This window comes from Phenylobacterium sp., assembly GCF_030697305.1.
In the GTDB taxonomy this organism is placed as follows: domain Bacteria; phylum Pseudomonadota; class Alphaproteobacteria; order Caulobacterales; family Caulobacteraceae; genus Phenylobacterium.
This window is the reverse complement of sequence record NZ_JAUYQL010000047.1, coordinates 1-25,854: the sequence shown is the minus strand read 5'-3', so window position 1 is coordinate 25,854 and position 25,854 is coordinate 1. Positions and strand designations below refer to the sequence as shown.

General features: G+C 68.8%; 26 protein-coding genes. 15 read left to right on the top strand and 11 right to left on the bottom strand.

What is annotated here, in order from left to right:
• Positions 1-36 precede the first annotated feature (36 nt).
• Together Q8R27_RS05585 and Q8R27_RS05580 are read right to left on the bottom strand one after the other, a co-directional pair.
• Positions 37-1,674 carry a long-chain fatty acid--CoA ligase gene (locus Q8R27_RS05585; protein WP_305698077.1) on the bottom strand — a complete coding sequence of 546 codons (1,638 nt, stop codon included), beginning with the start codon at positions 1,672-1,674 and terminating at the stop codon, positions 37-39.
• A gap of 85 nt (positions 1,675-1,759) precedes the next feature.
• Entirely contained in the window at positions 1,760-2,842 is a 1,083-nt protein-coding gene (locus tag Q8R27_RS05580) for a phosphotransferase (protein WP_305698076.1), read from the bottom strand.
• Between the two features lie 191 nt (positions 2,843-3,033).
• Between Q8R27_RS05580 and Q8R27_RS05575 the strand changes: the two genes are divergently transcribed.
• Positions 3,034-4,353: a CitMHS family transporter gene (locus Q8R27_RS05575; protein ID WP_305698089.1), complete on the top strand. Its 1,320-nt coding sequence runs from the start codon at positions 3,034-3,036 to the stop codon at positions 4,351-4,353.
• Positions 4,354-4,359: 6 nt separating this feature from the next.
• Here the strand turns inward: Q8R27_RS05575 and Q8R27_RS05570 are convergent, their stop codons facing one another.
• Both Q8R27_RS05570 and ubiG read right to left on the bottom strand, forming a co-directional pair.
• Entirely contained in the window at positions 4,360-5,169 is an 810-nt protein-coding gene (locus Q8R27_RS05570) for an FkbM family methyltransferase (protein WP_305596797.1), read from the bottom strand.
• A 47-nt stretch (positions 5,170-5,216) separates the two neighbouring features.
• Positions 5,217-5,966: a bifunctional 2-polyprenyl-6-hydroxyphenol methylase/3-demethylubiquinol 3-O-methyltransferase UbiG gene (gene ubiG / locus Q8R27_RS05565; protein ID WP_305698075.1), complete on the bottom strand. Its 750-nt coding sequence runs from the start codon at positions 5,964-5,966 to the stop codon at positions 5,217-5,219.
• Positions 5,967-6,091: 125 nt separating this feature from the next.
• On the opposite strand from ubiG, the gene Q8R27_RS05560 reads away from it, so the two are divergent.
• Positions 6,092-7,342 carry an aspartate kinase gene (locus Q8R27_RS05560; RefSeq protein ID WP_305698074.1) on the top strand — a complete coding sequence of 417 codons (1,251 nt, stop codon included), beginning with the start codon at positions 6,092-6,094 and terminating at the stop codon, positions 7,340-7,342.
• Positions 7,343-7,349: 7 nt separating this feature from the next.
• Here the strand turns inward: Q8R27_RS05560 and aac(3) are convergent, their stop codons facing one another.
• Together aac(3) and Q8R27_RS05550 are read right to left on the bottom strand one after the other, a co-directional pair.
• Positions 7,350-8,165, bottom strand: coding sequence for an aminoglycoside 3-N-acetyltransferase (gene aac(3), locus Q8R27_RS05555; RefSeq protein ID WP_305698073.1), 816 nt, complete (start codon positions 8,163-8,165; stop codon positions 7,350-7,352).
• Between the two features lie 45 nt (positions 8,166-8,210).
• The gene (locus Q8R27_RS05550; protein ID WP_305698072.1) at positions 8,211-8,645 is read right to left on the bottom strand and encodes a pyridoxamine 5'-phosphate oxidase family protein; all 435 of its coding nucleotides are present in this window, start codon (positions 8,643-8,645) and stop codon (positions 8,211-8,213) included.
• 133 nt (positions 8,646-8,778) lie between these two features.
• Here Q8R27_RS05550 and Q8R27_RS05545 point away from each other — a divergent pair, with 133 nt between their 5' ends.
• From Q8R27_RS05545 to prfA, 6 genes are all read left to right on the top strand, one after another.
• A complete protein-coding gene (locus tag Q8R27_RS05545) occupies positions 8,779-9,219 on the top strand; it encodes a DUF2214 family protein (RefSeq protein ID WP_305698071.1) in 441 nt (146 codons plus the stop codon).
• Between the two features lie 205 nt (positions 9,220-9,424).
• Positions 9,425-11,689: a phosphoenolpyruvate--protein phosphotransferase gene (ptsP, locus tag Q8R27_RS05540; protein ID WP_305698070.1), complete on the top strand. Its 2,265-nt coding sequence runs from the start codon at positions 9,425-9,427 to the stop codon at positions 11,687-11,689.
• Between the two features lie 229 nt (positions 11,690-11,918).
• A complete protein-coding gene (locus Q8R27_RS05535) occupies positions 11,919-12,857 on the top strand; it encodes a helix-turn-helix domain-containing protein (RefSeq protein ID WP_305698069.1) in 939 nt (312 codons plus the stop codon).
• Between the two features lie 81 nt (positions 12,858-12,938).
• The gene (gene ispG, locus Q8R27_RS05530) at positions 12,939-14,081 is read left to right on the top strand and encodes a flavodoxin-dependent (E)-4-hydroxy-3-methylbut-2-enyl-diphosphate synthase (protein WP_305698068.1); all 1,143 of its coding nucleotides are present in this window, start codon (positions 12,939-12,941) and stop codon (positions 14,079-14,081) included.
• Between the two features lie 62 nt (positions 14,082-14,143).
• The gene (locus tag Q8R27_RS05525) at positions 14,144-14,437 is read left to right on the top strand and encodes a hypothetical protein (RefSeq protein WP_305597251.1); all 294 of its coding nucleotides are present in this window, start codon (positions 14,144-14,146) and stop codon (positions 14,435-14,437) included.
• 85 nt (positions 14,438-14,522) lie between these two features.
• A complete protein-coding gene (gene prfA, locus Q8R27_RS05520) occupies positions 14,523-15,599 on the top strand; it encodes a peptide chain release factor 1 (protein ID WP_305698067.1) in 1,077 nt (358 codons plus the stop codon).
• Here prfA and Q8R27_RS05515 read toward each other — a convergent pair.
• On the bottom strand, positions 15,596-16,831 hold the full coding sequence (locus Q8R27_RS05515; protein ID WP_305698066.1) for a YihY/virulence factor BrkB family protein: 1,236 nt from the start codon (positions 16,829-16,831) through the stop codon (positions 15,596-15,598). The two genes, prfA and Q8R27_RS05515, sit on opposite strands and share 4 nt — an antisense overlap.
• 155 nt (positions 16,832-16,986) lie before the next feature.
• Here Q8R27_RS05515 and prmC point away from each other — a divergent pair, with 155 nt between their 5' ends.
• Together prmC and Q8R27_RS05505 are read left to right on the top strand one after the other, a co-directional pair.
• On the top strand, positions 16,987-17,853 hold the full coding sequence (gene prmC / locus Q8R27_RS05510; RefSeq protein WP_305698065.1) for a peptide chain release factor N(5)-glutamine methyltransferase: 867 nt from the start codon (positions 16,987-16,989) through the stop codon (positions 17,851-17,853).
• Positions 17,854-18,102: 249 nt separating this feature from the next.
• Positions 18,103-19,134 carry a DUF4167 domain-containing protein gene (locus tag Q8R27_RS05505; protein ID WP_305698064.1) on the top strand — a complete coding sequence of 344 codons (1,032 nt, stop codon included), beginning with the start codon at positions 18,103-18,105 and terminating at the stop codon, positions 19,132-19,134.
• Positions 19,135-19,185: 51 nt separating this feature from the next.
• Here the strand turns inward: Q8R27_RS05505 and Q8R27_RS05500 are convergent, their stop codons facing one another.
• Positions 19,186-19,887, bottom strand: a complete 702-nt coding sequence (locus tag Q8R27_RS05500; RefSeq protein ID WP_305698063.1) for a pirin family protein — start codon at positions 19,885-19,887, stop codon at positions 19,186-19,188.
• Positions 19,888-20,052: 165 nt separating this feature from the next.
• Here Q8R27_RS05500 and Q8R27_RS05495 point away from each other — a divergent pair, with 165 nt between their 5' ends.
• The 4 genes from Q8R27_RS05495 to Q8R27_RS05480 all read left to right on the top strand — a co-directional run bounded on the left by Q8R27_RS05495 (position 20,053) and on the right by Q8R27_RS05480 (position 22,584).
• Positions 20,053-20,535: a Fur family transcriptional regulator gene (locus tag Q8R27_RS05495; protein WP_305698062.1), complete on the top strand. Its 483-nt coding sequence runs from the start codon at positions 20,053-20,055 to the stop codon at positions 20,533-20,535.
• A 2-nt stretch (positions 20,536-20,537) separates the two neighbouring features.
• On the top strand, positions 20,538-21,080 hold the full coding sequence (locus Q8R27_RS05490; RefSeq protein WP_305698061.1) for a DUF924 family protein: 543 nt from the start codon (positions 20,538-20,540) through the stop codon (positions 21,078-21,080).
• Positions 21,081-21,174: 94 nt separating this feature from the next.
• Positions 21,175-22,023 carry a thymidylate synthase gene (locus tag Q8R27_RS05485; RefSeq protein ID WP_371134652.1) on the top strand — a complete coding sequence of 283 codons (849 nt, stop codon included), beginning with the start codon at positions 21,175-21,177 and terminating at the stop codon, positions 22,021-22,023.
• Between the two features lie 42 nt (positions 22,024-22,065).
• Positions 22,066-22,584, top strand: coding sequence for a dihydrofolate reductase (locus Q8R27_RS05480; protein ID WP_305698060.1), 519 nt, complete (start codon positions 22,066-22,068; stop codon positions 22,582-22,584).
• Positions 22,585-22,587: 3 nt separating this feature from the next.
• Here the strand turns inward: Q8R27_RS05480 and Q8R27_RS05475 are convergent, their stop codons facing one another.
• The 3 genes from Q8R27_RS05475 to Q8R27_RS05465 all read right to left on the bottom strand — a co-directional run bounded on the left by Q8R27_RS05475 (position 22,588) and on the right by Q8R27_RS05465 (position 24,051).
• Positions 22,588-22,875, bottom strand: coding sequence for a putative quinol monooxygenase (locus Q8R27_RS05475; protein ID WP_305597973.1), 288 nt, complete (start codon positions 22,873-22,875; stop codon positions 22,588-22,590).
• Between the two features lie 87 nt (positions 22,876-22,962).
• Positions 22,963-23,250, bottom strand: coding sequence for a hypothetical protein (locus tag Q8R27_RS05470; protein ID WP_305698059.1), 288 nt, complete (start codon positions 23,248-23,250; stop codon positions 22,963-22,965).
• Positions 23,251-23,355: 105 nt separating this feature from the next.
• Complete coding sequence (locus tag Q8R27_RS05465; protein WP_305698058.1) at positions 23,356-24,051, bottom strand: TerB family tellurite resistance protein; 696 nt, start codon at positions 24,049-24,051, stop codon at positions 23,356-23,358.
• Positions 24,052-24,121: 70 nt separating this feature from the next.
• On the opposite strand from Q8R27_RS05465, the gene Q8R27_RS05460 reads away from it, so the two are divergent.
• On the top strand, positions 24,122-25,854 hold a 1,733-nt coding region (locus tag Q8R27_RS05460), incomplete at its 3' end, for a hydantoinase/oxoprolinase family protein (RefSeq protein ID WP_305698057.1).

The following is a 25,854-nucleotide window of genomic DNA, read 5'->3' as shown; positions in this document are numbered from 1 at the left end:
GATGGTCTAACGCGCGAAGCGCCGCCGGAGTTCGCGTCAGCCCTGGGTGACTTTCAGCGGCGTCTCCGCGCCGATCTGGTCGCGCAGTTCGCGCTTCATCACCTTGCCGGTCGGGCCGATGGGCAGGGTCTCGACGATGCGCACCTCGTCAGGGATCCACCACTTGGCGACCTGGGCGGCCACGTGGTCCTTGATCTCGTCGGGCGTCGCAGCCGCGCCGGGCTTCAGCATCACCAGCAACAGCGGCCGCTCGTCCCACTTGGGGTGATAGACGCCGATCGCCGCCGACAGCGCGACGGCGGGGTGCGTGGAACAGGCGTTTTCAAGATCCAGAGACGAGATCCATTCACCGCCGGATTTGATGACGTCCTTGGCCCGATCGGTAAGCCGCAGATAGCCTTCCGGGTCCAACGCGCCCACGTCCCCAGTGTCGAACCAGCCGTCGGCGGTGAACGCCGCTGGCCCGTCGCCCTTGAAGTAGGACGATGCGATCCACGGCCCCTTCACCTGCAGGCGTCCTGGCGTGACGCCATCTCGGGGCAGTTCGTTGTCCTCGTCGTCGACAATGCGCAGGTCGACGCCCCACTGGGCGCGGCCGGCCTTCTGCTTGCGCGCGATCACATCGTCGGCGGCCATATCGGCATGGCTGTGCAGCGGCGTGTTCATGACGCCGTTGGGGCTCATCTCGGTCATGCCCCAGCCCTGGCGGATGCTGACGTTCAGCTTGGACTCCACCCTGCGGATCAGCGCCGGGGTCGGGGCCGAGCCGCCGACGATCAGGGTGCGCAGGGTGGTGATCTCTTGTCCGGTGGCGTCCAGGTGATCCAACATGCCCTGGAAGATAATCGGCACGCCCAGGATGAAGGTCACCTTCTCGGCGATCGCCAGCTCGCAGACGCTGGGTCCGTCCAGAAAGCGTCCTGGGAAGACGATCTTCGCCCCCGCCATCGGCCCGACATACGGGATGCACCAGGCGTTGGCGTGGTAGAGCTGGGCGCAGGGCAGGATCACGTCGCGCTGGGCGACGTCGTAGATGTCCGGCGCGCGCACGGCCAGCGAGTGCAGCACGGTCGAGCGGTGCCCGTAGAGCACGCCCTTCGGATTTCCCGTGGTGCCTGAGGTGTAGCAGAGCGCCGAGGCCATCCGTTCGTCGATATCCGGCCAGATGAACTCAGGCGAATTGGCGTCGATCAGGTCTTCGTAATTCAGCACGTCGGCCGGCGTGCCGGCGGGGCGATTGGCGGCGTCGCACATCACCACGCGGGTCTTCAGCGACGGGACCTTGGCGGCAAGCAGGTCGGACAGGTCCTCGAAGCCTGGGTCGTAGAGCAGCACCGAGTCTTCGGCGTGGTTGGCGATCCAGGCGACCTGGTCGGGGAAGAGTCGCGGATTGATCGTGTGCAGGATCGCGCCGATGCCTGACACCGCGTAGTAGAGCTCGAAGTGCCGGTAGGTGCTCCAGGCCAGCGTCGCCACGCGGTCGCCGGGCCCCACCCCCATGGCGGTCAGCGCGTTGGCCATGCGTTTGGCGCGGGCGAGCGCGTCGGCGTAGCCGTAACGGTGGATCGGCCCCTCCAGCGTGCGGGTCACGATCTCGCGTTCGCCGTGGTACTGCGCGGCGTATTCCAGGATCGACGGCAGCGTCAGCGGCCGGTCCATCATCAGAGCGTGCACCGTTCCTCCCGGGTTATGGTGTCTTTTTTCGCAAACTACCGCCGCGTCCGCGTCCGCGCCAGCGCGCCCACGGAAGGCGGTGGCCTCAGGTCACTTCGACCTTGCCGATGGCGCCCAGCATGTCGAGGTCGGCGGCGGCCTGCAGCACGCGGACGGCGGCGGCGTTGACCACCTGCTCGGTCTGCATGTCGTAGGGATTGAACACCGCGAAGCCCATCATGTGCATGATGTTCTGGCGATACGACAGGAACAGGTCGTCGAAACTCGGCGCGTCCTTCACACCGCTGGCCACCAGCACTTCGCGATAGTGCCGGATCAGCTCCTGTTCGCTCGCACGCCGGTCCTCGACGCTGAGCGCGGACAGGAACAGCTCGGCGTGATCGTGGCCCGGCGCGCTCGGGAACGGGCATTGCCAGTCCATGAAGCCGGGCGCGCCGTCCGCCTCGAAGTACAGATTGCCGATGTGGCAGTCGCCGTGCAGCAGGACAGGCGTCCTGGCGTCGTTGATCGCCCACACGCGGTCCTGGGCCGCCAGGGCGAACTCTCGCGATGGTAGGATGTCGCGGATCATATCGCCGTAGAAGCGCTCGTGCACCGCGACCCAGTTCTTCTCCCGGTACATGTAGCGCTGGAAGGCGCGCGCGGGCTCGGCCCAGTCGCGATAGGCCTCCAGTCGCTTGTCGCCCCAATATTGCGCATGCAGTTTCGCCTGGCCTTCGACGAAGCCGGCGATGACGTCGGGCGTCACATCGTCGGTGATATGACCGAACCGCACGCCCCGCGCAGTCATGTCCTCGAGGATGACGACGCCCTGCTTCTCGCGCTCGTCGACGCCGGAGAAATAGGCGACGGGGATGTTGATCGGGAGCTCGCCCGCCAGCTCGGCGTAGAAGCGCGCCTCCTGGATCAGCGCCGCCCACACGCGGCGGCGCATGACGTCGTCGAAGCCGCCCTTCACATAGACCGCGTCCGGCGCGTCGCCGGCCTCCCCGCGGCTTTCGTAGTCCAGGGTGAAGCGGGCCGACGTTGAAGTGCCGGCGCGTTCGGCGTCACGGACCAGGCCCTTGATCGCAACGCCCGGAAAGCGCGTGGACAACGCCTGCGTCAGCCACTCCGGCGTGACCTCGTCCAGCGTCAACGGCAGCCGCATGTCATTGATGAGCGCCATGTTCCTGGTCCCTGTGCTTGTAGGCGGACAAGCGCCGCGATCCCGGTCCACGCCGGCGTTGGCCATAACATCACTTATCTTACGGACCGTGTCGAGTTGACCGCTGGACGAAGCCGGTACGCGCGGACGGCGGCGACCGTGTAGTCTGACGAGCGGTGCGGACGACCCGCGCCCAGGCGTTGGGGGACGGGATGCTTTCGATAGCGGCGTTCGCGATGGTCGCGACGTTCATGACGCTGATCATGACCAGGCGCCTGTCGGCGATGATCGCGCTCATCCTCGTCCCCGTCGCCTTCGGTCTGCTGGCAGGCTTCGGCGGCGATCTCGGTCCAATGATGCTGGCCGGGGTGAAAGATCTCGCACCCACCGGCGTCATGCTGGTGTTCGCGATCCTCTATTTCGGCGTCATGATCGACGCCGGCCTGTTCGACCCGCTGATCAAGGCGATCACTGCTCTGGTCCGGGGCGACCCGGTGCGCATCCTCGTGGGGACCGCGGCGCTGGCGATGATCGTCTCGCTCGATGGCGACGGGTCGACGACCTACATGATCACCACCGCGGCGATGATCCCACTCTACCGCCACATGCAGATGGATGTGCGCAAAATGGCGTGCGTCATCGTCATGGCCGGGATGGTGATGAACATCCTGCCCTGGGGCGGACCCACCGCGCGGGTGATGAGCGCGCTGAAGCTGGACGCTTCGGAGGCTTTCGTCCCGCTGATCCCGGCGATGATCGCGACCGCCGCCTGGGTGTTGTTCGTCGCCTGGCGGATGGGCCTTCAGGAACGCCGGCGCCTCGCGACCCTGCCCGAAGAGGCGGTCGACGAGGACGCCAGCGGCGAGGAGGTGATCGCCCAGGACGCCGCCACCGACCTTCGGGCGCGCAGGCCCCGGCTGCTGTGGTTTAACCTGGCGCTGACGACGGCCGTTATGGCCGCGCTGATCACCGCGATCGCGCCCCTGCCCGTCCTGTTCATGGTCGCCTTCGCCATCGCCATGGCGGTGAACTATCCGCGGCTGGACGACCAGCGCGAGCGGATCGCCACCCATGCCGCAAATGCGCTGGCGGTCGGCGGCATGGTGTTCGCCGCCGGCGTGTTCACCGGCATCCTCACCGGCACGAAGATGGTCGATGCGATGTCGGCTACCGTCACCGGGGTGATCCCGCCGGCGCTGGGCCCGTACATGGCGCCGATCACCGCCGTGCTCAGCGCGCCGTTCACCTATTTCATCAGCAACGACGCGTTCTATTTCGGCGTGCTGCCGATCCTGGCCGAGACGGCCTCGCACTATGGGCTGTCGACAGCGGAGATTGGCCGCGCGTCGCTGGTCGGTCAGCAGGTGCACCTGCTGAGCCCGCTGGTGCCTTCCACCTACCTGCTGGTGGGCCTGGCCGGCATCGAGTTCGGCGAGTTGACGCGGATCGCGCTGAAGTGGTCGCTGGGGGCCTGCGCGGTATTCGGCGCGGCCTGCTTGGCGACGGGGGCGTTCCCGCTGGCGGCGGGTTGACCCCCCTCAGGCAGCCATGCGTGCCTTGAAGACGCCGTCGGGAAGGCGGGGCGCGCGGGACGGGTGGATGAAGAAGTAGTCCTTCCACGGGAGATCCGGGACCACCGTGGTGCGCTCCTCCAGCCGGTCGCCGTTCAGCGCAAACATCCGGTAGCCGCGCGAACGGAACAGCTCGACCACCGCCTCCGCCGAGCCGCCGAAGCGGCTCTCCAGCATGCGCGGGTGGATCTCGATCAGCACGTGGGGGCGGTCGCGGTCGAGCAGCGCATGGGCGCCGGCCAGCGCCTTCTGCTCCGCGCCCTCGATATCCATGCGGATGAAGTCGACGCGGGTGACGCCGTGGCTCTCACAATATTCGTCGAGGGTGACCACCGGCGTGGCCTGAACTTCAGATCCGCGATCCTGCAGGTCCGGGCGCAGCGGGCCGTCGGCGGGCGGCGGCTCGTCGGTGACGAAGGCGTAGGCGCGGCCCATGCGGCCCGAGGTCTTCTTGGGCGTGACCAGGAACAGTTCACCCGGGGCGTCGGAGACCGCGGCGTGGACCGTCGTCACCCGGTCGGAGATGCCATGCCAGGCCATGCAGGTCTGCAGCACCTGGAAGGTGAACTCCGACGGCTCGAAAGCGTAGATCCGGGCCTTGGGCGCGACCTTGGTCATCACATAGGAGTGGCGGCCGTCGCTGGCGCCGATGTGCAGACATACGGGAGAACCCGACAGCAGGTCGGCCAGGTAGGGCGTCTCCGGTTCGTGCTTGGCCCAGCGCAGATTGCGGCGCCAGGCCCGGAAGGCATGCCCAAGCACGCGAAGCGAAGCCATCTCTACTCTCCAGCGCCGGTCGCGCTCGTCCGCACCCGGCGCCCTTCTTAGGCCGCGTCGCGCGTCACCGTCATCATGTAGTTGACGTCGACGTCGGAGGAACGGGTCCAGCGGCCGCTCAAAGGGTCGTAGGCGACGCCGAACGGGCCCTCAACGCCGACCGACTGGCCGGCGAGGAAACCACGGATCTCGTCGGGCTTGAGGAACTTGCGCCAGTCGTGGGTGCCCGCCGGCAACCAGCGCAACACGTATTCGGCCCCGACCTTGGCCAGGGCGAAGGCCTTCAGCGTGCGGTTGAGGGTGGCGACGATCATCAGTCCGCCCGGCGCCACCAGCGCCGCGCAGTCGCGCAGGTAGGCGCCCGGATCGGCGACGTGCTCGATCACCTCCATATTCAGCACCACGTCGAACGGGCCCTGGCGATCGGCCAGCAGTTGCTCGGCGGTGGAGGCGCGATAGTCGATCTCCAGCCCCTGCTGGGCGGCGTGGGTCGAGGCGGTGGCGATGTTGCGCTCCGAGGCGTCGACGCCGGTCACTGTGAAGCCCAGCCTGCGCATCGGTTCCGAAAGCAGTCCGCCGCCGCAACCGATGTCGAGCAGGGTCAGCCCCTCGAACGGTGTACGGGACGCGGCGTCGCGGCTGAAGCGCGACAAGGCCTGGTCCCGGATGAAGCCCAGCCTGACGGGGTTGAAGCGATGCAGCGGTGCAAATTTGCCGTGCGGATCCCACCATTCGGCGGCGATGCGCGAGAAGCGTTCGACCTCGGCGGGATCGATGCTGGAGGCGGTTGGAGTCATGTCTTTCCTCTTATCGTCCATCGCCGGCCGCGCGAAGCCGCCTCGCGCGGCAGGACGGCCCAGGTTGCCCCGGCGGCCGGGTGTGGCTAGAAGGCGCCTTCTCAAAACGGGGGTGGGTGCAAGGCGTGTCCCGGCTGGTGATGAAATTCGGCGGCACTTCGGTGGCCGACCTGGACCGCATCCGGCGCGTCGGCCGGCTGGTCGCCGCCGAGGTCGCGGCCGGCCATCGCGTCGCCGTGGTGGTCTCGGCGATGTCGGGCAAGACCAACGAACTGGTCGCCTGGACCGACGGCGCGGGGCCGGCGGCGGCGGGCCTCGCACCCTCCGACGACGAATACGATACGGTGGTGGCCTCCGGCGAGCAGGTGACTGCCGGCCTCCTGGCCATGACCCTGCGCAACATGGGCCTGGACGCCAAATCCTGGCTGGGCTGGCAGATTCCGATCATCGCCGACGACGCCCACGGCCGTGCGCGCATCGACGACATCCCGCCCGAGAAGCTGGGCGCGGCGCTCGACGCCGGCGAGGTTGCGGTGATCGCGGGCTTCCAGGGCGTCACCCGCGCGGGCCGCATCGCCACGCTCGGGCGCGGCGGATCGGACACCAGCGCCGTGGCGATCGCAGCCGCGCTCAAGGCCGTGCGCTGCGACATCTACACCGATGTGGACGGGGTCTACACCACCGACCCGCGCATCGAGGCCAAGGCCCGCAAGCTGAACAAGATCTCCTACGAGGAGATGCTGGAGATGGCCTCGCTCGGGGCCAAGGTGCTGCAGACCCGCTCGGTCGAACTGGCCATGGCCCAGGGCGTGCCGGTGCGCGTGCTGTCGAGCTTCGTGGAGCCGGGCGAAGCGCCCGGCCAAGGCACCATCGTCTGCGACGAGGAAGAAATCATGGAAAAGCGCATCGTGAGCGGCGTGGCCTACAGCCGCGACGAGGCCAAGATCAGCCTGTTCGGGCTGCCCGACCATCCCGGCGTCTCCTCGGAGATCTTCGGCCGGCTAGCGGACGCCAACGTCAACGTCGACATGATCGTCCAGAGCCATGCCCGCACGCGGGACACGGCCAACATGGAGTTCACCGTCGGCAAGCGCGACGCCCAGCGCGCGGTGGAGATCGTGCGCGCCGCCCAGGCCCAGATCGGCTTCGAGGAGGTGCAGGTCAACGAGGACGTCGCCAAGGTCTCGGTGATCGGCGTCGGCATGCGCAGCCACACCGGCGTCGCCAAGACCATGTTCGGCGCGCTGGCCGAAAAGGGCGTGAACATCCAGGTGATCTCCACCAGCGAGATCAAGATCAGCGTGCTGATCGACGCCGCCTACACCGAACTCGCCGTACGCGCCCTGCACGCGGCCTACGAGCTGGAACAGCTTTAGAGGCCGCTCACCCGCCGGCCTCGCGCTCCAGCCAGACCACGGCGAAGGCGCAGATGGCGGCGGCGTCGACCAGCAGCGACGGCGCTTCGCCAACCAGCCCCTGCACGCCCCGGCCGCTGGCCAGGAAGTCGCGCACCACGTCCGCGAAATAGTTGTCGGTGAGGCCTGGGACGACAGGGTCGGAGGTGTCGAATTCCTCCACCATCCGCCATTTGACGCCCCACGACGCAGCGAACGGGACCTCGTAGCGGCGGATGCGCTTGTTCGGGATGCGCGCCAGGTGTTCCGCATGGTGCAGCAGGGTCAGGGTGTCGAACGGCGCGCCGACCATCAGCACCTTGCCGTTCGCCTCGACCAGCTTGGCCAGCGGCGAGCCCTCGCCGTAGCCGTAGTCGAGCGGGTGATCGGCGGTGTACCAGCCCGCGCGCGCACCCAGCGCCACCATTGAGGCCCCGGGATTGTCGCTGCGCAACGCGCCAGGCGTCGTGCGGACGAATTCGGCGAGCACGCCATTGTCGCGGGCGGCGCGCGAGGCGGCGGGATCGTAGGGCGGAACGTGACCGCGCCACTCAGGCGGAACGCGGCCCTCAGCGTCCAGAAGTTCCTCATAGAGTGCGTCCCAGTCGGCGTAGGCGAGGATCGTCCCGGCCGGTCCGACAGTATCGGCGAGTGCGCCGATCAGGGCGTCGGGCCCGTTCAACAGTCGCCCGACGCGTCGCATGGCGGCATGGACCATCACCGTGTCGCCGGCGCACACGCCCAGCCGCGCGAGGTCGGCGGCGAGCGCTGCGCGGGTGACGAACGGGCGGAGAGCCGGCGGCATTGCGGGGACGCTCGCGCGGACCCCGCCCCTCGTCAATCGACGCGATCAGACGACGATCTCGCCCTCGTCCTCGCCGTCCCAGTAGTGGACGCGGGTGGCGTGCACCTTGATCAGCACCAGGCCGGGGGTGTCGGCGCCTTGCTTGGCCCAGCGGTCCATGTCGTGCGTCCAGTGCTCTTCAAACGCGGTCTTCTCGCGGATCAGTTCGGCCTGGCCTTCGATGGACAGGAACAGCGGCGGCTTGCCGAGCAGGCCCTTGTTCCCCTGCATCGACAGGCCGACCTTGGCGTCCTGGCGGATGTCGGAGACGACGCGGGCGTCGTCCAGGGCGAAGAACCAGGAGTCGCCGTCATATTCGACGTCGCCATTGTTGCTCATCGGGCGCGCCGCGAGCTCGCCGCCCTGGGTGCGGGTGGTGAACATCACGAAGTCGATGTCCTTCATCTTCTTGGAGATGTCAGGCAGGCTGAGTTGGGTCATCGGTGGTCTCTCAATGGCGTTTCAGGGACGGGAAACACCGAGGCGGGCGATTCGATCCGCCGCTGACGCCCGCGCGTTGACCACGACCGCGCGGCGCTCTTAGGCTTGGTCCTCCTGGACGGAAAATGGCGCCATGACCGACCTCCTGCTCGCCATCGGCCACCACTTGCTGGTGTTCAGTCTGCTGGGCGTCCTCGTGGCCGAACTGATGATGCTGCGCCCTGTGCTGAACGGTGGCGAAGTGCGACGCCTGGCAAGGATCGACGCCCACTATGGCGCGCTGGCGGGGTTGGTTATCGCGGTCGGCGTCGCGCGGGTCTTCCTCGGGATCAAGGGTGTCGAGTACTACACCCACAATCACTGGTTCTGGGCGAAGATGGCGGCGTTCGTGGTCGTGGGCCTGCTGTCGATTGCGCCAACCGTGACCTTCACGCGCTGGCGCGGGCGGCTGAAGCGCGACGAGGCCGATCTGCCGGCGCCAGCCGAGATCGCCCGCATGCGCCGGCTGGTGACAATCCAGCTCGCGGTGTTCGCGACGATCCCGGCGCTGGCGGCGGCCATGGCGCGGGCCTGAGCGGCGGGAACTTCGGAGCGCATCCCCAGATTTCGCCTTTAAGCGCCTCACTTCCGCCCGGCGCAGCGCATTGATGCGCCGATGTTCGGGTGGGCGAGCGAATCATCCAAGGCGAAGCTGACGAACCAGGCGGTTCGTCGTCATATTGGGTCTGCGGGATTCCTTTAAGCTGCTAGGGCTTAGAAGGAGAACAGGGAGGGCGGTCATGGCAATTCCAAGCATCGCCGTTCGCGGCCAGCGAAGCCTGTTGCGCCAGATCCGCGAGGCCCTGGCCGGCGGCGGTCCGGCGCAGACGCGTCTCGACATGGTGGTGCGGGTCATCGCCGGCTCGATGGTCGCCGAGGTGTGCTCGCTGTACATGCGCCGCGCGTCCGGCGAGCTGGAGCTGTTCGCGACCGAGGGCCTCGACGTCAGCGCCGTTCACGTCACCCGGCTGAAGCTTGGCGAGGGCCTGGTGGGCGAGATCATGCGCCAGGGCCGGCCGCTGAACCTGGCCGACGCGCCGAACCATCCGGCCTTCTCGTACCGGCCGGAAACCGGCGAAGATCCTTACCATGCGTTCCTCGGCGTGCCGCTGCTGCGCGGCGGGCGCGCGATCGGCGTGCTGGTCGTCCAGAACCGTACCGAGCGGGTCTACACCGACGACGAGGTCGAAGACCTGCAGATCATCGCCATGGTGTTGGCCGAGATGGTCGCCGGCGGCGAGCTGGTGGCCGAGGACGCGCTGAAGGGCGTCGAGCTCGCCCCGCACCGGCCCGAGCGGCTGAAGGGCGCCAAGTTCTCCGACGGGGTCGCCTATGGCGTGGCCGTGTTGCACGAACAGCCGGTGACGCCGTCGCAACTGCTGGCCGACGACGTGGTCGCCGAGGAAGAGCGCCTGACCAAGGCGATCGCGGCGCTGCAGGCCCAGGTCGACGTGATGATCGAGGGCCAGCACGGGCTGGTGGAAGCCTCGTATGAGGTGCTCGACACCTACCGGATGTTCGCCCACGACCGCGGCTGGAACCGCAGCCTGCTGGACGCGGTGCGCAACGGCCTGACCGCCGAGGCCGCGGTCGAACGGGTGCGCTCCGAACACCGCGCGCGGCTGGGCCAGGCGCGCGATCCCTATCTGCGCGAACGGTTGCACGACCTCGAAGACCTCAACGACCGGTTGCTGCGCCACCTTTCGGGAGCCGGCCACGTGGCCCGCGACCTGCCCGAGAACGCCATCCTGATCGCCCGGAACCTGGGCCCCGCGGACCTGCTTGAATACGACCGCACCAAGCTACGCGGGCTGCTGCTTGAGGAAGGCTCGGCCGCCAGCCACGCGGCGATCGTCGCGCGCGCTCTGGACATTCCCTCCGTGGGCCGCCTGCCCGGCCTGCGCGACCGGGTGAGCGAGGGCGATCCGGTGATCGTCGACGCGGAATCCGGCGAGGCCTATCTGCGCCCGCGCCCCGACGTCGTCGCCGCGATCCGCACCCGCATCGAAGTTCGCGCCCAACGGCAGGCGGCGTTCGCCCGTCTGCGCGACACCCCGGCCTTCACCCGCGACGGGGCCAAGATCACCCTTCTGATGAATGCGGGCCTGGACGTCGACCTGGACATCCTGCGCGAGACCGGCGCCGAGGGCATCGGCCTGTTCCGCACCGAGTTCCAGTTCATGGTCGCCGAGGAGCTGCCGCGGCTGGACGCACAGACCGCGCTGTACAGCCGCGTGCTCGACGCCGCCGACGGCATGCCGGTGACCTTCCGCACCTTGGACCTGGGCGGCGACAAGGTGCTGCCCTACCTGGAAGCCGAGCGCGAGGACAACCCGGCGCTGGGCTGGCGGGCGATCCGCATGGGGCTGGACCGCCCTGCCCTGCTACGCCTGCAACTTCGGGCGCTGATCGCCGCCGCCAAGGGCCGGCCGCTGCGCATCATGTTCCCACTGGTCACCAGCGTCGACGAGTTCCGCGCGGCGCGCGCGCTGGTCGAAACTGAGGTGGCTTGGGCTCAGCGTCGCGGCCGCTCCGCGCCGGAACGCCTGGACGTGGGCGCGATGATCGAGGCGCCGTCGCTGGTGTGGCACCTCGACGCCTTGCTCCCGATGACCGACTTCGTGTCGGTCGGGACCAACGACCTGATGCAGTACATATTCGCCGCCGACCGCGGCAATCCGCGGGTGGCCGACCGATACGATCCGTTGTCGCCGCCGGCGCTGCGCGCGCTGGAGGCGATTCAGGTGGCGTGCGCCGAAACCGGTACGCCGGTATCGGTCTGCGGGGAGATGGCGGGCCGGCCCCTGGAGGCTTTCGCCCTAGTCGCGCTGGGCTTCGAACGACTGTCGATGCCGCCTGCGGGCGTCGGTCCGGTGAAGCAGATGGTGCTGTCCTGCGACCGCGAAGCTGCCCGACGCGGAGTATCAAGTCTGCTGAAAACATCGGCGGGCTCAGTTAGAAACGAAATAGAAACCTTAGCGCGCAAACTGTACTTGGCGATCTAGCGCCCCGCGGATCGCCCGTGACCGAATAGCGCATTGAAATCCGCATGCTAGAGTGTTATCCACAATACAGTATTGGTGGGCTCGTCGTCGACGGGTCGGGGCGTCGTCTCGTGCAACCACCCTTGTGCGTTAACGAAGACGGTGAGTAATCATGCCGCTCGATACCGGTCATATCGCAGAAATTGACTATGTCCATGACGGAGACCGCTCGGCGAGTTCTGGTGCAACCTTGACACCGACTCTCAGCGACGGCCCGAACATCGGCAGTGCGCTGAAGGCTGTGCGCGAACACCAACATCTGTCCTTGGAATCCGTGGCCGAGGACACCCGCATCCGGCGCGCCTATCTGGCCGCGATCGAGGAGGGCAGGCTCGAGGCCCTGCCCTCGCGGCCGTTCACCATCGGCTACATCCGCGCCTACGCCCGGGCGCTCGGGCTGGACGGCGAGGCGGCGGTGGAACGCTTCCGCACCGAAGAGCCCGCGCCCGACCAGGCGCTGCGCGAGCCGCTCGGCGTCCAGGAGGGCCGTGACCCGCGCCTGATGCTGGGTGCGGTGGCCCTGGCGTTGATCGTCGCGGCGATCGTGCTCTGGAATGTCGTGCAGCGGTTGATGATCGAACCAACGGCGCCCGCCACCGTTACCGTGGCGGCGACGGCGCAGGCCAAGACCGCGCCCAGCACGCCGCAGAGCGCGGCCGTGGCGCTGGGCGCGCCCCTGCCGCCGCCGATCGAATCCACCACGCCGCCGCTCTACGAGACACCCGGGCTGGAAGCTGCGACCGCAGCCGGCGACGGCTCGGCCGATTCCGCCGAGGCGGCGCTGAAAGCCCAGAAGGCCGCCGCGGCGGCCGCTCCCAAGGTCGAAGCGGTCCCGACGGAGTCCCTCCCCGCCACGTTCACCGCCCAGGGCGCCGTCTACGGCGGTCCGGCCGAGACCTCGCCCGTGGTGCTGCAGGCCCGCAAGCCAGCCTCGATCATCGTGCGCGGCGCCGACGGCACCGTGTACTTCGCCCGCCAGCTCGCGGCAGGCGAGTCCTATCGGGCCCCGGCGCTGGCTGGCCTGACGGTCGACGTCTCCGAGCCGGAAGCCTTCCAAGTGTTCGTCGGCGGCCAGACCAAGGGCCTGCTGCCGGCCGCCCAGACACCGATCGGCAAGTTCGCCCAATAGGTCCTGGCTTAGGCCGTCACGGGTTCGTCGCAGGCCGCTGATATTGGCTTTCGACCCCTGACGGCTTAAGTTGCGGCGCACATGACCCTCAAGGACGCCACCCATCTTCGCCCGTGGCGGGCGATCCAGCGCCGGCCCACGCGCAAGATCCGCGTCGGCTCGGTCGAGGTCGGCGGCGACGCGCCGATCACCGTCCAGTCGATGACCAACACCCTGACGGCGGACGCTGCGGCGACCATTGATCAGGTGCGCCAACTCGAAGAGGCCGGCTGCGACATCGTGCGGGTGTCCTGCCCGGACGAAGCCTCGACCGCGGCGCTTTCGACGATCGTCAAGGCGGCCAAGGTCCCGATCGTCGCCGACATCCACTTCCACTACCGCCGCGCCATCGAGGCGGCTCAGGCGGGCGCGGCCTGCCTGCGGATCAATCCCGGCAACATCGGCTCGGCCGATCGGGTGCGCGAAGTGATCCAGGCGGCCCGCGATCACGGCTGCTCGATCCGCATCGGGGTCAACGCCGGCTCGCTGGAGCGTGAGCTGCTGGAGCGCTACGGCGAACCCTGCCCGCAGGCGATGGTCGACAGCGCCATGAGCCATGCGCGGATCCTGCAGGACCACGACTTCCACGAGTACAAGATCAGCGTGAAGGCGTCGGACGCCTTCATGATGGTCGCCGCCTACCAGATGCTGTCCGAGCAACTCGACTGCCCGCTGCACCTGGGCGTCACCGAGGCGGGCGCTGCGCGCTCCGGCACGGTGAAGTCCTCGATCGGCCTGGGCTCGCTGCTGTGGGCCGGCATCGGCGACACCATCCGCGTGTCGCTGGCCGCCGACCCGGTGGAAGAGGTCAAGGTCGGATTCGACATCCTGAAGTCGCTGGGCCTGCGCCACCGTGGCGTGAACATCATCGCCTGCCCGTCGTGCGCCCGGCAGGGCTTCGACGTGATCGCCACGGTGACCGCGCTCGAGGAACGCCTGGCGCACGTCTCGACGCCGATGAGCCTGTCGATCATGGGCTGCGTGGTGAACGGCCCGGGCGAGGCTCTGCTGACCGACGTGGGCTTCACCGGCGGCGGCAAGGGCGCGGGCATGGTCTATCTGGCCGGCAAAGCCGATCACAAGTTGGACAACACGGCGATGGTCGACCACATCGTCCAACTCGTCGAGGCGCGCGCCGCGCAGATCGATGCGGAAAGCGCCGCGGCCCTGCAGGCCGCCGAATAGGCGTCGCTTGCACCCGCGGGACGGCCAGGATTAGTGTCCGGCACCCTAGCGGAGAATACGCAATGTCGGCAGATGGCGCCTGGAAGATCACCATCAACACGCCCATGGGAGCCCAGCAGCTCGACGCGACCATCACGACTGCGGGCGACAGCTTCACCGGCGTCGTCGACGGCCCGATGGGAAAGCAGGACATCGCCGGTAAGATCGACGGCGACAACCTGACCTGGAACGCCAAGATCACCCAGCCGATGCCCATGGAGCTGCAGTTCGCCGCCACCGTCACGGGCGATGCGATGACCGGCAAGGTCCAGCTAGGCGCCTTCGGCTCCGCCGACCTGAGCGGCGTGCGCGCCTGATCGGCAGTCGTTCGTCGGACCGGCGTTTGTCGCCGGCCCTGCGAGGGGCTAGAGGAGGCCTCCCCGACAACTGCGACGTGACGCCGTGCGACTGCCCCAGGCCCGCCTAGAACAGGTTCTCGACCGCTACCAGCAGATCGAGGCACGGATGGCCGCCGCCTCCGACGGCGCCGAGATCGTGCGGCTGTCCAAGGAGCACGCGGAGCTGCGCCCGGTAGCCGAGGCGGCCCAGGCGCTCGCCCGCGCCCGCGGCGAGGCGCCGGAGCTGGAGGAGATGGTCCGCGCCGGCGACGCCGATATGGCGAGCCTCGCCCGCGACGAGTTGGAGGCCCTGAACGCCCGGCTGCCGGACCTCGAACATCAGGTGGCGTTGCTGCTGGCGCCCAAGGACCGCGACGAGAACGCCTCGGCGATCCTGGAGGTGCGGGCCGGCACCGGCGGTGACGAGGCGGCGCTGTTCGCCGGCGACCTGTTCCGGATGTACCAGCGCTATGCGTCGCTGCAGGGGTGGCGCGTCGAAGTCGACAGCCTGTCAGAGGGTGACATGGGCGGCTTCAAGGAGATCATCGCCTCGGTCACCGGTGACGGCGTGTTCGGCCGGCTGAAATTCGAAAGCGGCGTCCATCGGGTGCAGCGCGTGCCCGAGACCGAAGCCGGCGGGCGCATCCACACCTCGGCGGCGACCGTGGCCGTCCTGCCGGAGCCCGAGGATGTGGAGATCGAGATCAACGATTCCGAGCTGCGCATCGACACCTACCGCTCGTCCGGCGCGGGCGGGCAACACGTCAACAAGACCGATTCCGCCGTGCGCATCACCCACCTGCCTTCCGGCATCGTGGTCACCTCCTCGGAGAAGTCGCAGCACCAGAACCGCGCGCGCGCGATGAAGGAGCTGAAGGTGCGCCTCTATGACCAGAAGCGCACCGCGCTCGACACCGAGCGGGCCGAGAGCCGCAAGAGCCAGGTCGGGTCGGGCGACCGATCGGAGCGGATCCGCACCTATAACTTTCCGCAGGGCCGGGTGACCGACCACCGCATCAACCTGACCGTCTACAACCTGCCCAAGGTGTTGGAGGGCGAGGCTCTGGACGACGTGATCAAGCCGCTGATCGCCGAGGACCAGGCGGCCCGGCTGGCGGCGCTGGAAGACGAGTTCAGCTAGCCCTTCGGCCGAGGTCCGCTGAGCGCCTTCGCGGGCTTGCGGATCCTGCCGGTCACCCGGCGCACGTCGCCCCAGATACGGGTGGCGTCCTGTTTGACGTTCAGCTTGAAGGCTAGGCCGACGCTGTCGGCCATGGCGGCGCCCCGCGCGCCAAGCGGCTGCGCCGGTCCAGTGGTGGAATCCAGCGCCGTCTGGTGCTCGATCTCGGCGTTCAGCTCGGCGCCGATCAGCACCACCATCACCGAGAACCAGATCCACATCATGAAACCGATCACCGCGCCCAGCGAGCCGTAGGTGACGTCGAAGTGGGCTATGTGATTGACATACCAGGAAAAGCCTAGCGATCCGCCCAGCCACATCAGAGCTGCGAACATCCCGCCGGCGCTGACCCATCGCCAGCGCGCGTGCGCCCGGCATGGCCCGAAGCGGTAGACGAAGGCGAAGGCCCCGGCGGTGAACACCAGCAGCGCAAGCCAGCGCAACGGCACCCACAGGACTTCGAACCGACTGAATCCCCAGGTCCGCATGTATAGCGGCGCGGCGACCAGCAGCGACACCACCACGGTCACGAACACCAGCGCCCCCAAGGTGAACGCGTAGGTGAGGCCGTTCAGCTTGAAGTAATTGCGCTTCTCCTCCTCGTCGTAGGCGATGTTCAGGCCGTTGAAGAGCGCCTTCATCCCGGCGTTGGCGCTCCACACCGACAGCAGCAGGCTGATCAGGAAGGCGACGCTGAGGTCGGTATGCTTGCGTGTCGCCAACAGGCGCATCTGATCGCCGAGAATCGCCAGCGCCTCGGTCGGCACGAACTGGCCGATCTGGGTGAGTTCGCTTTCCACTTGGCCGACATCCGCGAACAGGCCGTAGAGGGCGACGAACACGCCGACCGCCGGGAAGATCGCCAGCAGGCTGTAGAAGGTGACGCTGCCTGCCACCACGGTCAGCCGGTCCTGCGACACCTCGCGGTAAGTGCGCCACATGACGTCGCGCCAGCCGCGCATCGGGATGCGGTGCGGCGCGTTGGCGAGGCGGCCGCGGCCCGGCTCCAGGCGCTCGTAGGTCTCGGGGATCTTTGCCTCGACCTGTTTGCTGAGGCCCGGCTTCGGTTTGGGCGCACGTCGCCAGAAAGCTGCGCCGGCCGCCAGCAGCAGCCAGGGCGCGGCGCCAATCAACAGCGACGCCATGCGTCGCCCGGGGCTGCCCTGCGGTGCGGACTTCGGCGATGCGGCCAACCTATCCCCCTCACGCGCCGGCGCCCGCGAACCATGGGGCCTGAACCCACAATCCTCTAAGCCGTTCCGCTTGTCGCGGCCCGCTGGTTGGCGCTACACGGCGCCATGCCGTGGCCAAGCGCCTCGCACACCCCGCCCTTGTCCGGAAGCGCCGCATGAACCTGATCCAGGCCTGGAGCGGCGCCAAGAAGCGCCTTGAGACCGCCGGCCTTGCCGGTCCTGTGATCGATGCGCGGCTGCTCGTCGAGGCGGCGGCCGACGCCACGCGCACCGACATCGTCACCGACCCGTACCGCGAACTGACGGACGAGCAGGAGGCGCGGCTGGAGGACTATCTGACCCGCCGCGAGCATCGCGAGCCGGTCAGCCAGATCCTCGGCCGCAAGGGCTTCTGGAAGATCATGCTCAACGTCAACGACCAGGTCCTGACCCCGCGCCCGGACACCGAGAGCGTGGTCGATGCGGTGATGGAGGCCTTCCCCGACGCGGCGGCGCGGATCTCAGTGCTGGACCTGGGCGTAGGGTCCGGCGCGATCCTGCTGGCGGTGCTGTCGGAACGCCCCGCCGCCCGCGGCCTGGGCGTCGATGTGTCCGAGGAGGCCCTGGCGGTGGCCCGCGATAACGCCGCCCACCTCGGCCTCGCCTCGCGCTGCGCGCTGCTGCGCGGCGATTGGACACAGGGGTTGGCCAGCGACGGGTTCGACCTGGTGGTCTGCAACCCGCCCTACATCGCCACCGCCGAGATCGAGACCTTGGAGCCCGAGGTGAAGCGATACGAGCCGAGGCTGGCGCTCGACGGCGGGCCCGACGGACTGGACGCCTATCGCCTGCTGGCCCCGGAGATCCTGCGGGTGCTGAAGCCTGGCGGCCGTTTCGCCGTGGAGATCGGCTACGACCAGCGCGTGGCGGTGGAGGCGCTGTTCCGCGCCGCCGGCGCGGCTGATGTGGCCACCCGGCCCGACCTGGGGCTGCGCGACCGGGTGGTGACCGGCGCGAAAAAGCCCTTGGAAAGCCGCGACTGAGTCGTTACATCAGGAATCTGTCTCCACCCAAATCGCTGGTGCATCAGGTTCGGGCGTCTCGCGACGCACAGCCGCTCCGGCCGGCGCCTCGCCAGCTTGGCCGGCGCGCCGCAACAGGTTTCCGGGCGGACGACGGGGAAACTTAACGCCTTCGATACGTAGTCCGGGCCAGGCCCGACGCAGACGTCAAATCAGGCACAGGCCGCCCAAGCGGGCGGGCCGGGAAAGAGGCCGGACGGTCAAAATCGCATGAGAGATTTCAAGGGCATGAAGCGCCAGCGCGGGCGTAACCGCGGCGGTGGCGGGGGCGGCGGCGGCGGTGGTGGCGGCAAGCCGCAGCAGAACGCTAACCGCGCGTTCGACTCCAACGGGCCCGAGAACGTGAAGGTCCGCGGCAACGCCCAGCACGTCTTCGAAAAGTACCAGCAACTGGCGCGCGACGCCCATTCGGCCGGCGACCGCGTGCTGGCCGAGAACTACCTGCAGCACGCCGAACATTACTTCCGGCTGCTGCGCGCCATCCACCCGCAACGTCCGGCCAGCGAGTTCCTTGGCCGCGACCAGTTCGGTTCAGGCGCCTTCGACATCGACTTCGAAGACGAGAACGGCGGCGACGGCGACAACGGCGATCAGGAAGCCAACAACAACGACGGCGGCGACGACCGCAACGGCTGGCAGAGCCGCGATGATCGCCAGCGCGATGATCGCCAGCGTGATGAGCGTCCTAGGGATGACCGGGCCCGTGACGACCGTCCGCGCGATGACCGCCAACGCGACGATCGCCCCAGAGACGACCGCCAGCGCGACGAGCGTCCCAGGGATGACCGCGCCCGTGACGACCGTCCGCGCGATGACCGCCAACGCGACGATCGTCCGAGGGACGAGCGGCCCCGCGACGACCGTCCCCGTGATGAACGGCCCAGAGAGGAACGTCCGCGCGACGACAAGCCGCGTGAAGAGCGACCGCGCGCGGAAGGCCGCCGCGATCGCTGGCGTGAGGATCGTCCGCGCGCCGAAGCCCGCGATCCGCTGGCGGTGATCGAGCCTCAACAAGCCGCGCCCCTGACCAGCAGCGAACAGCGCGCCTCGCCGGTGCTGCGGGATGCAGATGGCGGCGAAAGCGACGCGCCCGCGTTCCTGCAGAACCGCGCCCCGCCCGCACCGGCGGTCCCGGCCACAGAGGCAGACGCCGAGGCGCCGCGCAAGCCGCGCCGCCGCCGCACGCCGCGAACCACCTTCGAAGGCGGCGAAGGCGCGCCGACCGAGACCGAAGAGGTCTGATCCCCTCGCTCGCTCATCCTGGCGATCGCCGGGATGAGCGAGGATGGATCATCAGTCGGCGGTGTCGACCAGCACGACCTCGGCGTCTTCCAGCGCCGTGACGGTCAGTACGGGTTCGTCGTGGATCGCCGCTCCGTCACGGGCGTCCAGGCGGACGCCGTTGACCTCCACCGAACCAGCCGCCGGCACCAGATAACCGCGACGTCCCGCGCCGAGCGCATAGTCGACGCTTTCTCCCGCCTTGATGGTGGCGCCAGAGATCCGCGCCGCCGCACGGATCGGCAGAGCCTCGTCATCGCCGGCGATGCCGCTGGCGAGGGTGACGAAGCGCCCTGCGCGCGCGCCCTTCGGGAACGGCCGCGCGCCCCAGGCCGGCGCACCGCCTGCCGCGTCCGGCATGATCCAGATCTGGAAGATCTTGGTGGCGTCCGGCTCGACGTTGTACTCGGCATGGCGCACGCCGGTTCCCGCGCTCATCACCTGCACGTCGCCGGCTTCAGTGCGGCCCTTGTTGCCCAGAGAGTCTTCATGGGTGATCGCGCCCTCGCGGACGTAGGTGATGATCTCCATGTCGGCGTGCGGGTGCGGCGGAAAGCCGGAATTGGCGGCGATCTCGTCGTCGTTCCACACCCGCAGGGGGCCCCAGCCCATGCGCCGGGGATCGTGATAGCCGGCGAACGAGAAGTGGTGCTTGGCCTTCAGCCAGCCGTGGTCCGCGCCACCGAGATCCGAGAACGGCCTGCGTTCAATCATGATGCTGCTCCTTGGCGCCGGGCACACCGACGCTCGTCGGCCGCATAGATAGGGCGTGCGGGCCGTTCGTTAAGGGGCGCGGACGCCGGGGCGTCCCTATCTATGCGGCCTGACCACGCCCTCGCCATTGCCCGAACGGCGCGACGCGGGTTAGCTGGAGCCTCCATGGCGGACCTGTGCCATCACGACGACCACGCCCATCCCGGGCTCGACGCGCCGGCGCTGCACCATGCGCTGGCCGCGGCCGAGGTGCGCTGTGAAGCCGACGACGAGCGCCTGACCGCGCCGCGCCGCCGGGTGCTTGAGCTGCTGCTCGAGGCGGACGGCCCGCGCAAGGCCTACGACCTGATCGCCGCCTACGGCCCGGCAGGCGAGCCCGCCAAGCCGCCCACCGTCTACCGCGCGCTGGAGTTCCTCGAACGGTTGGGGTTCGCCCACCGCATCGAGAGCCTGAACGCCTATGTGGCCTGCCGCGCCGAGGCGGCCGAGCATCGCGCGGCGTTCCTGATCTGCGACTGCTGCGGCGCCGCCCAGGAGTTCGAGCCCGACTTCGCCGCCCAGCTCGCCGAGGCCGAGCGCGCCGGCTATGCGGTGCGCGCCGTCACCCTCGAAGCCCGCGGCCTCTGCCCGGCCTGCCGCGCGGAATAACGGTGGCGGCGATCGCCCAGGATGTGACCGGGTTCTGGCGCCATGCCGGCCCGAAGCGCTGGTTCAAGGCCGAGCGGGCGTTCGATGACGTCATCCGGCTGAAGTTCGAGCCCGTCCACCACCGCGCCGCGCGGGGCGAGTACGACGCCTGGGCGAGCGAGGCCGAGGGCGCGCTGGCGCTGATCATCTTGCTCGACCAATTCCCTCGCAACCTCTACCGCAACTCCGCCCACGCCTTCGCCACCGACCCCAAGGCGCGCACCATCGCCAGGCGCGCGGTCGAGGCGGGGCTGGACGCGCAGGTCGAAGCCGAGTTGCGCGGCTTCTTCTACCTGCCGTTCGAGCATTCCGAGGACGCCGCGGACCAGGAGTTCAGCCTCGCGCTGTTCGTCGCCCTGGGCGACGACGAGATGCTGCGCTACGCGAAGCTGCACCACGAGATCATCGCCCGTTTCGGCCGGTTCCCGCATCGCAATCCAGCGCTGGGCCGGGTGATGACGGTCGAGGAGCAGGCTTACCTCGATGACGGCGGGTTCGCGGGATGACCACCCGGAAAACTGTGGAGAAGCCGACGCGTCGCATGGGCGTTGTCTGTAATAGGCTTACTTTGCAATCGGATTTGCGCCTGAGTCTCCCGACATGAACGCACCCGCCGTTATCACAACGTCTGACGCTCTGGCCGCCGCCGACCACCCGGAGCGGCAGTACCTCGACCTGGTGGCCGACATCCTGGCCAACGGCGTCCAGCGCGGCGATCGCACGGGCGTGGGCACGCTGGGCGTTTTCGGCCGGCAGATGCGCTTCGACCTGGCCCGAGGCTTCCCGCTGCTGACCACCAAGCAGCTGCATCGCAAATCGATCGTCGTCGAACTGCTGTGGTTCTTGCGCGGCGACACCAACGTGCGCTGGCTGCAGGAACGCGGCGTCGGCATCTGGGACGAATGGGCCGACGCAGACGGCGAACTGGGGCCGGTCTACGGCAAGCAGTGGCGTTCGTGGGCCACGCCTGACGGCCGGGTGATCGACCAGATCGCTAAGCTGGTAGACGGCCTGCGCGCCAGCCCCGAAAGCCGCCGCCATATCGTCACCGCCTGGAACCCTGCTGATGTCGACGACATGGCCTTGCCGCCCTGCCACTGCCTGTTCCAGTTCCATGTGGCGGAAGGACGCCTCTCTTGCCAGCTCTACCAGCGCTCGGCGGACGTGTTCTTGGGCGTGCCTTTCAACATCGCCAGCTACGCCCTGCTGACCGCCATGGTCGCCAAGGTGGTCGGCCTGCAGCCAGGCGAGTTCGTCCACACTCTAGGCGATGCGCACCTGTACCTGAACCATCTGGACCAGGCCCGCGAGCAGCTGACCCGCGAGCCGCGCCCGCTGCCCAGGTTGGAGCTGGCCGACAGGACCGACCTGTTCGGCTTCGAGGAGGCTGACATCGCCTTCAAGGGTTACAAGCCACATCCCAAGATCGCGGCGCCGATCGCCGTCTGAGCCTCGCGTGGCGCGCGCCGCCGCCAGCGTCTAAGAAGGCGCATGACCTCCGCCATCCTCACCGCCGGCCCCATCGCGCGCGCGCGCAACGGCGTGATCGGGCGCGACGGAACCCTGCCCTGGCGGTTGAAATCCGACATGGCGATCTTCCGCGCCACCACCATGGGCAAGCCGGTGATCATGGGTCGCAAGACCTGGGAGAGCCTGCCCAAGCGGCCGCTGGTCGGACGCACCAACATCGTGCTGTCGCGCGACGGTAGTTTCGAACCGAAGAACGCCGTGGTCTGCGAGGAATTCGGCGAGGCCGTGCAGATCGGCCGCGAGCAGGCCGAGGACGACGGCCGCGACGAAGTCTGCGTGATCGGCGGGGCGGCGCTGTTCGAGCTGGCCCTTCCCAGGGCGCGGCGGATCTACCTGACCGAGATCGACGCCGACATCGAGGGCGATGTCGTGCTCTCGCCCATCGACGAGAGCGACTGGGTGACCGTGCGCAGCCAGCATTACCCGGCCGGCGAAGACGATGACTACGCCTTCACCCACCGGGTGCTGGAACGGCGCTAAGCGTTAGACGCCGTCCAGGTATTCAACCTCGGGGCGGCCGGCCATAACGGCGCCCAGGCTCGGGCCGGCGGCCTTGAAATGCTCGGAGGCGCGGTGCGCGTTCAGTGCGTCCTCGTCCTTGTACAGTTCGAGCACCTTGTAGACGCCCGGTTCGGTTCGGCTCTTGGTCAGTTGGTACATCAGGCAACCGGGTTCGCCCGCCCGCACCTTGGCGGCGAGCTCGCCGAACGCCTGTTCAAGCGCGGCGTCCTTGCCGTCCGCCGCCTTCAGCTTCGCGATGACCCCGATCATTCCACATCCTCCCAAGCTGGCGCGCTCAGCCGGCGCCGTTACCAAAGCTTCGATGGGAAGGTGGATAGTGGCCGCTTGCGCGAATTGCTAGGCGCGTTCGTTCCAGCCGTACGCGACCCAGTGGTGACCGCCGATGTGGCGCGCCTCCATGAGGCCGTCGCGGGTGGCGCGGACGCGGGCGCTGCGGCGCGCGCGCATGGCCAGGCCCGCCAGCGCCAGGAGCGCGCTCGACATCAACGCGATGACCACGATCGTCGCGGCGAAGAACACCGCCAGCACGGCGCCTAGCGCCACCGCGGCGGCTGTCGCCAGGGCCCCGACCACCAGGGCCAGGCTGCGCAAGGCAGAACCCTGTCTCGCGGCGAATTCCCTCACCATCTCGTTCCTCGCAGCCGGCGACCAAGGGCCCCGCAAGTCCATGTCGGTTTATAGAGTCCTAACGTCAAGCGTACAGAAACGTCAAAAACGTGGCGATTGGGGTCATGCGGCCCCTTTGAGCAGGATTTCGCGACGTTCGCGCATGATCTCATCGAAGGCCGCATTGATCGCCGCGGCCTTGGCCTCGGCGACCTCGACGAACTCGCTAGGCAGCCCGCGTGCGCGGGCCCGATCAGGGTGGGCCTGGGAGAGCGCCGCCTTCCAGACGGTGCGCAAGTGCGCGTCGCTCGCGTCATGCGGCGCGCCCAGAACCCCATAGGGGTCATCGGCTGGCGAGCCCAGGTGCGTCGCCTTCAGCCTGCGGAAAGTCAGCGGCGAGAAGCCAAACAGCTCACCAACGCTTTCCAGATAGGTCAGCTCGTCGTGGGTGACCGCACCGTCCGCGCCGGCGATGTGGAACAGGCCGTCCATCACGTCTTCCAGCAACTGCGGGCAGCCCCGATAGCGCTTGGCGAGGCGCCGCGCGTAGCTCTCGTAGCCGCGGGTGGTCTGGCGGGCGAAATCGTAGAGGCGGCGAACGTTGCGCTCGGAGCCCGCGTCAGCCTGGAACACGTCGGAGAAAGCGGCGTACTCCTCGGCGTCAGGGCGACCGTCGGCCTTGGCCAGTTTCGCGCCGAGCGCCGTCACCGCCGTCGAGAACGCCGGGTCTTCGCCGGGCAGGCCGGCGGGGCATTCCGTGCAGTCCGCCTCGTCGACGCGGCCCGCCGCCAGCCCTGCGATGTTGCGCCAGAAGCTCATGGGAGTATCCGATGCTTACGGCGGCGGGACGAAAATGACAATGCGTCACGCTTGTGTGGAAGGTTAAGGTTTGGACAGGCTCTGGCGCTTCTGGATCGATCGGGGCGGCACGTTCACCGACGTGATCGGCCGCAATCCGGCAGGGACCGAGCGTTCGCTGAAGCTGTTGTCGGCGTCACCGGCGTACGACGACGCGGCGGTCGAGGCGATGCGGCGGTTGCTGGATCTCGCACCCGACGCGCCCTTCCCCGCCGACCAGGTCCATTCGATTCGAATGGGTACGACGGTGGCCACCAACGCTTTGCTGGAGCGGCGCGGGGCGAAGACTCTGCTGGTCACCACCCATGGGTTCGCCGACGCCCTGGAGATCGGCGACCAGACCCGGCCCGACCTGTTCGCGTTGGAGATCCGCAGGCCCGCCCCGCTGTACGCGGGCGTGGTCGAGGTGGTCGAACGCCTTGCCGCGGACGGGTCGGTGGTGACGGCGCTCGATGAATCCGACCTGGCGCCACGGCTGGCGCAGGCCGTGGCGGACGGATTCACCTCCGTCGCCATCGCATTCCTGCATTCCGACCTGAACCCGGCGCACGAGCTCGCGGCCGGCGCGCTGGCCCAAGACGCCGGTTTCGCGTTCGTCGCCCTGAGCGCCCAGGTGTCGCCCCTGCCGCGGTTCATCCCGCGCGCCGAGACGGCGGTCGCCGACGCCTATCTGACGCCGGTGGTGCAGGCGTATGTGCGCCAGGTGAGCCAGGCGGTCGCCGGAGCGCCGCTCTACTTCATGACCTCGGCCGGCGGCCTGGCGAGCGCGGACGTCTTTCGCGGTCGTGATGCAGTGGTCTCAGGGCCTGCGGGCGGCGTGGTGGGTGTGGCCGGCGCCGCGCGCGCAGCCGGCGCTGAGGCCGTGTTGGGCTTCGACATGGGCGGCACCTCCACCGACGTCTGCCGCTTCGCCGGGCGGCTGGAGCGGCGCGACCTCGCCCGCGTGGCCGGCGTGCGGATGCGCAGCCCGATGCTGGACATCGAGACGGTGGCCGCCGGCGGCGGTTCGATCCTGACCTTTGACGGCTTTCGAGCGCGCGCCGGGCCGGCCAGCGCCGGGGCCGATCCGGGGCCGGCGGCGTACGGACGCGGCGGGCCGGCCACGGTCACCGACGCCAACCTTGTCCTCGGCCGGCTGGACCCAGCAGGCTTCCCGGCGGTGTTCGGTCCCGCCGGCGACCGGCCGCTCGACGTGGAAGCGTCCCGCGCGAGACTGGCTGAACTGGCTCGGGCGATGGGCGCGCCCTCTCCCGAGGCCGCTGCGGAAGGTTTCGTCGCCGTCGCCGTGGAACAGATGGCCCAGGCGGTGCGACGCATCTCCACCGAGCGCGGCTTCGATCCGCGCGGCCATGCCTTGGTGGCGTTCGGCGGGGCGGCGGGCCAGGTCGCCTGCGAAACCGCCGAGGCGCTGGGCGTCGAGACGGTGATCTGCCCGCGCTATGGCAGCGTGCTGTCGGCCTGGGGGGTGGGCCAGGCGCGGGTCAGCGCCCTGCGGCTGGCCGGCCTGGAAGCTCGACTGGACGCCAACGGTCTGAGCCGCGCGGGTGCTGCGCTGGACGCTGCCCAGGCGCAGGCCTGCGCCGACCTGGCGACCCAGGGCGCGGCGGCAGGCGAAACTCGGAGGACCCTGTCGCTGCGGTACGACGGCGCGGACGCGGAACTGCCGATCGCGGAAGCGGGATTGGCGCAGGTCCAGGGGGATTTCGACACGGCGCACCGGCGGATGTTCGGCTTCGTCGAGCCGGACCGCGCGGTGATCTTCGC

Excerpts from the sequence above, each read along its gene's own strand:
- Q8R27_RS05500 (WP_305698063.1), bottom strand. The coding sequence starts at position 19,887 with ATGATTGAACGCAGGCCGTTCTCGGATCTCGGTGGCGCGGACCACGGC.
- Q8R27_RS05475 (WP_305597973.1), bottom strand. The coding sequence starts at position 22,875 with ATGATCGGGGTCATCGCGAAGCTGAAGGCGGCGGACGGCAAGGACGCC.
- Q8R27_RS05550 (WP_305698072.1), bottom strand. The coding sequence starts at position 8,645 with ATGACCCAACTCAGCCTGCCTGACATCTCCAAGAAGATGAAGGACATC.
- Q8R27_RS05495 (WP_305698062.1), top strand. The coding sequence starts at position 20,053 with ATGGCGGACCTGTGCCATCACGACGACCACGCCCATCCCGGGCTCGAC.
- Q8R27_RS05505 (WP_305698064.1), top strand. The coding sequence starts at position 18,103 with ATGAGAGATTTCAAGGGCATGAAGCGCCAGCGCGGGCGTAACCGCGGC.
- ispG (WP_305698068.1), top strand. The coding sequence starts at position 12,939 with ATGACCCTCAAGGACGCCACCCATCTTCGCCCGTGGCGGGCGATCCAG.
- ubiG (WP_305698075.1), bottom strand. The coding sequence starts at position 5,966 with ATGACTCCAACCGCCTCCAGCATCGATCCCGCCGAGGTCGAACGCTTC.
- Q8R27_RS05545 (WP_305698071.1), top strand. The coding sequence starts at position 8,779 with ATGACCGACCTCCTGCTCGCCATCGGCCACCACTTGCTGGTGTTCAGT.
- Q8R27_RS05525 (WP_305597251.1), top strand. The coding sequence starts at position 14,144 with ATGTCGGCAGATGGCGCCTGGAAGATCACCATCAACACGCCCATGGGA.
- Q8R27_RS05485 (WP_371134652.1), top strand. The coding sequence starts at position 21,175 with ATGAACGCACCCGCCGTTATCACAACGTCTGACGCTCTGGCCGCCGCC.
- Q8R27_RS05465 (WP_305698058.1), bottom strand. The coding sequence starts at position 24,051 with ATGAGCTTCTGGCGCAACATCGCAGGGCTGGCGGCGGGCCGCGTCGAC.
- prmC (WP_305698065.1), top strand. The coding sequence starts at position 16,987 with ATGAACCTGATCCAGGCCTGGAGCGGCGCCAAGAAGCGCCTTGAGACC.
- Q8R27_RS05580 (WP_305698076.1), bottom strand. The coding sequence starts at position 2,842 with ATGGCGCTCATCAATGACATGCGGCTGCCGTTGACGCTGGACGAGGTC.
- ptsP (WP_305698070.1), top strand. The coding sequence starts at position 9,425 with ATGGCAATTCCAAGCATCGCCGTTCGCGGCCAGCGAAGCCTGTTGCGC.
- Q8R27_RS05570 (WP_305596797.1), bottom strand. The coding sequence starts at position 5,169 with ATGGCTTCGCTTCGCGTGCTTGGGCATGCCTTCCGGGCCTGGCGCCGC.
- Q8R27_RS05575 (WP_305698089.1), top strand. The coding sequence starts at position 3,034 with ATGCTTTCGATAGCGGCGTTCGCGATGGTCGCGACGTTCATGACGCTG.
- Q8R27_RS05480 (WP_305698060.1), top strand. The coding sequence starts at position 22,066 with ATGACCTCCGCCATCCTCACCGCCGGCCCCATCGCGCGCGCGCGCAAC.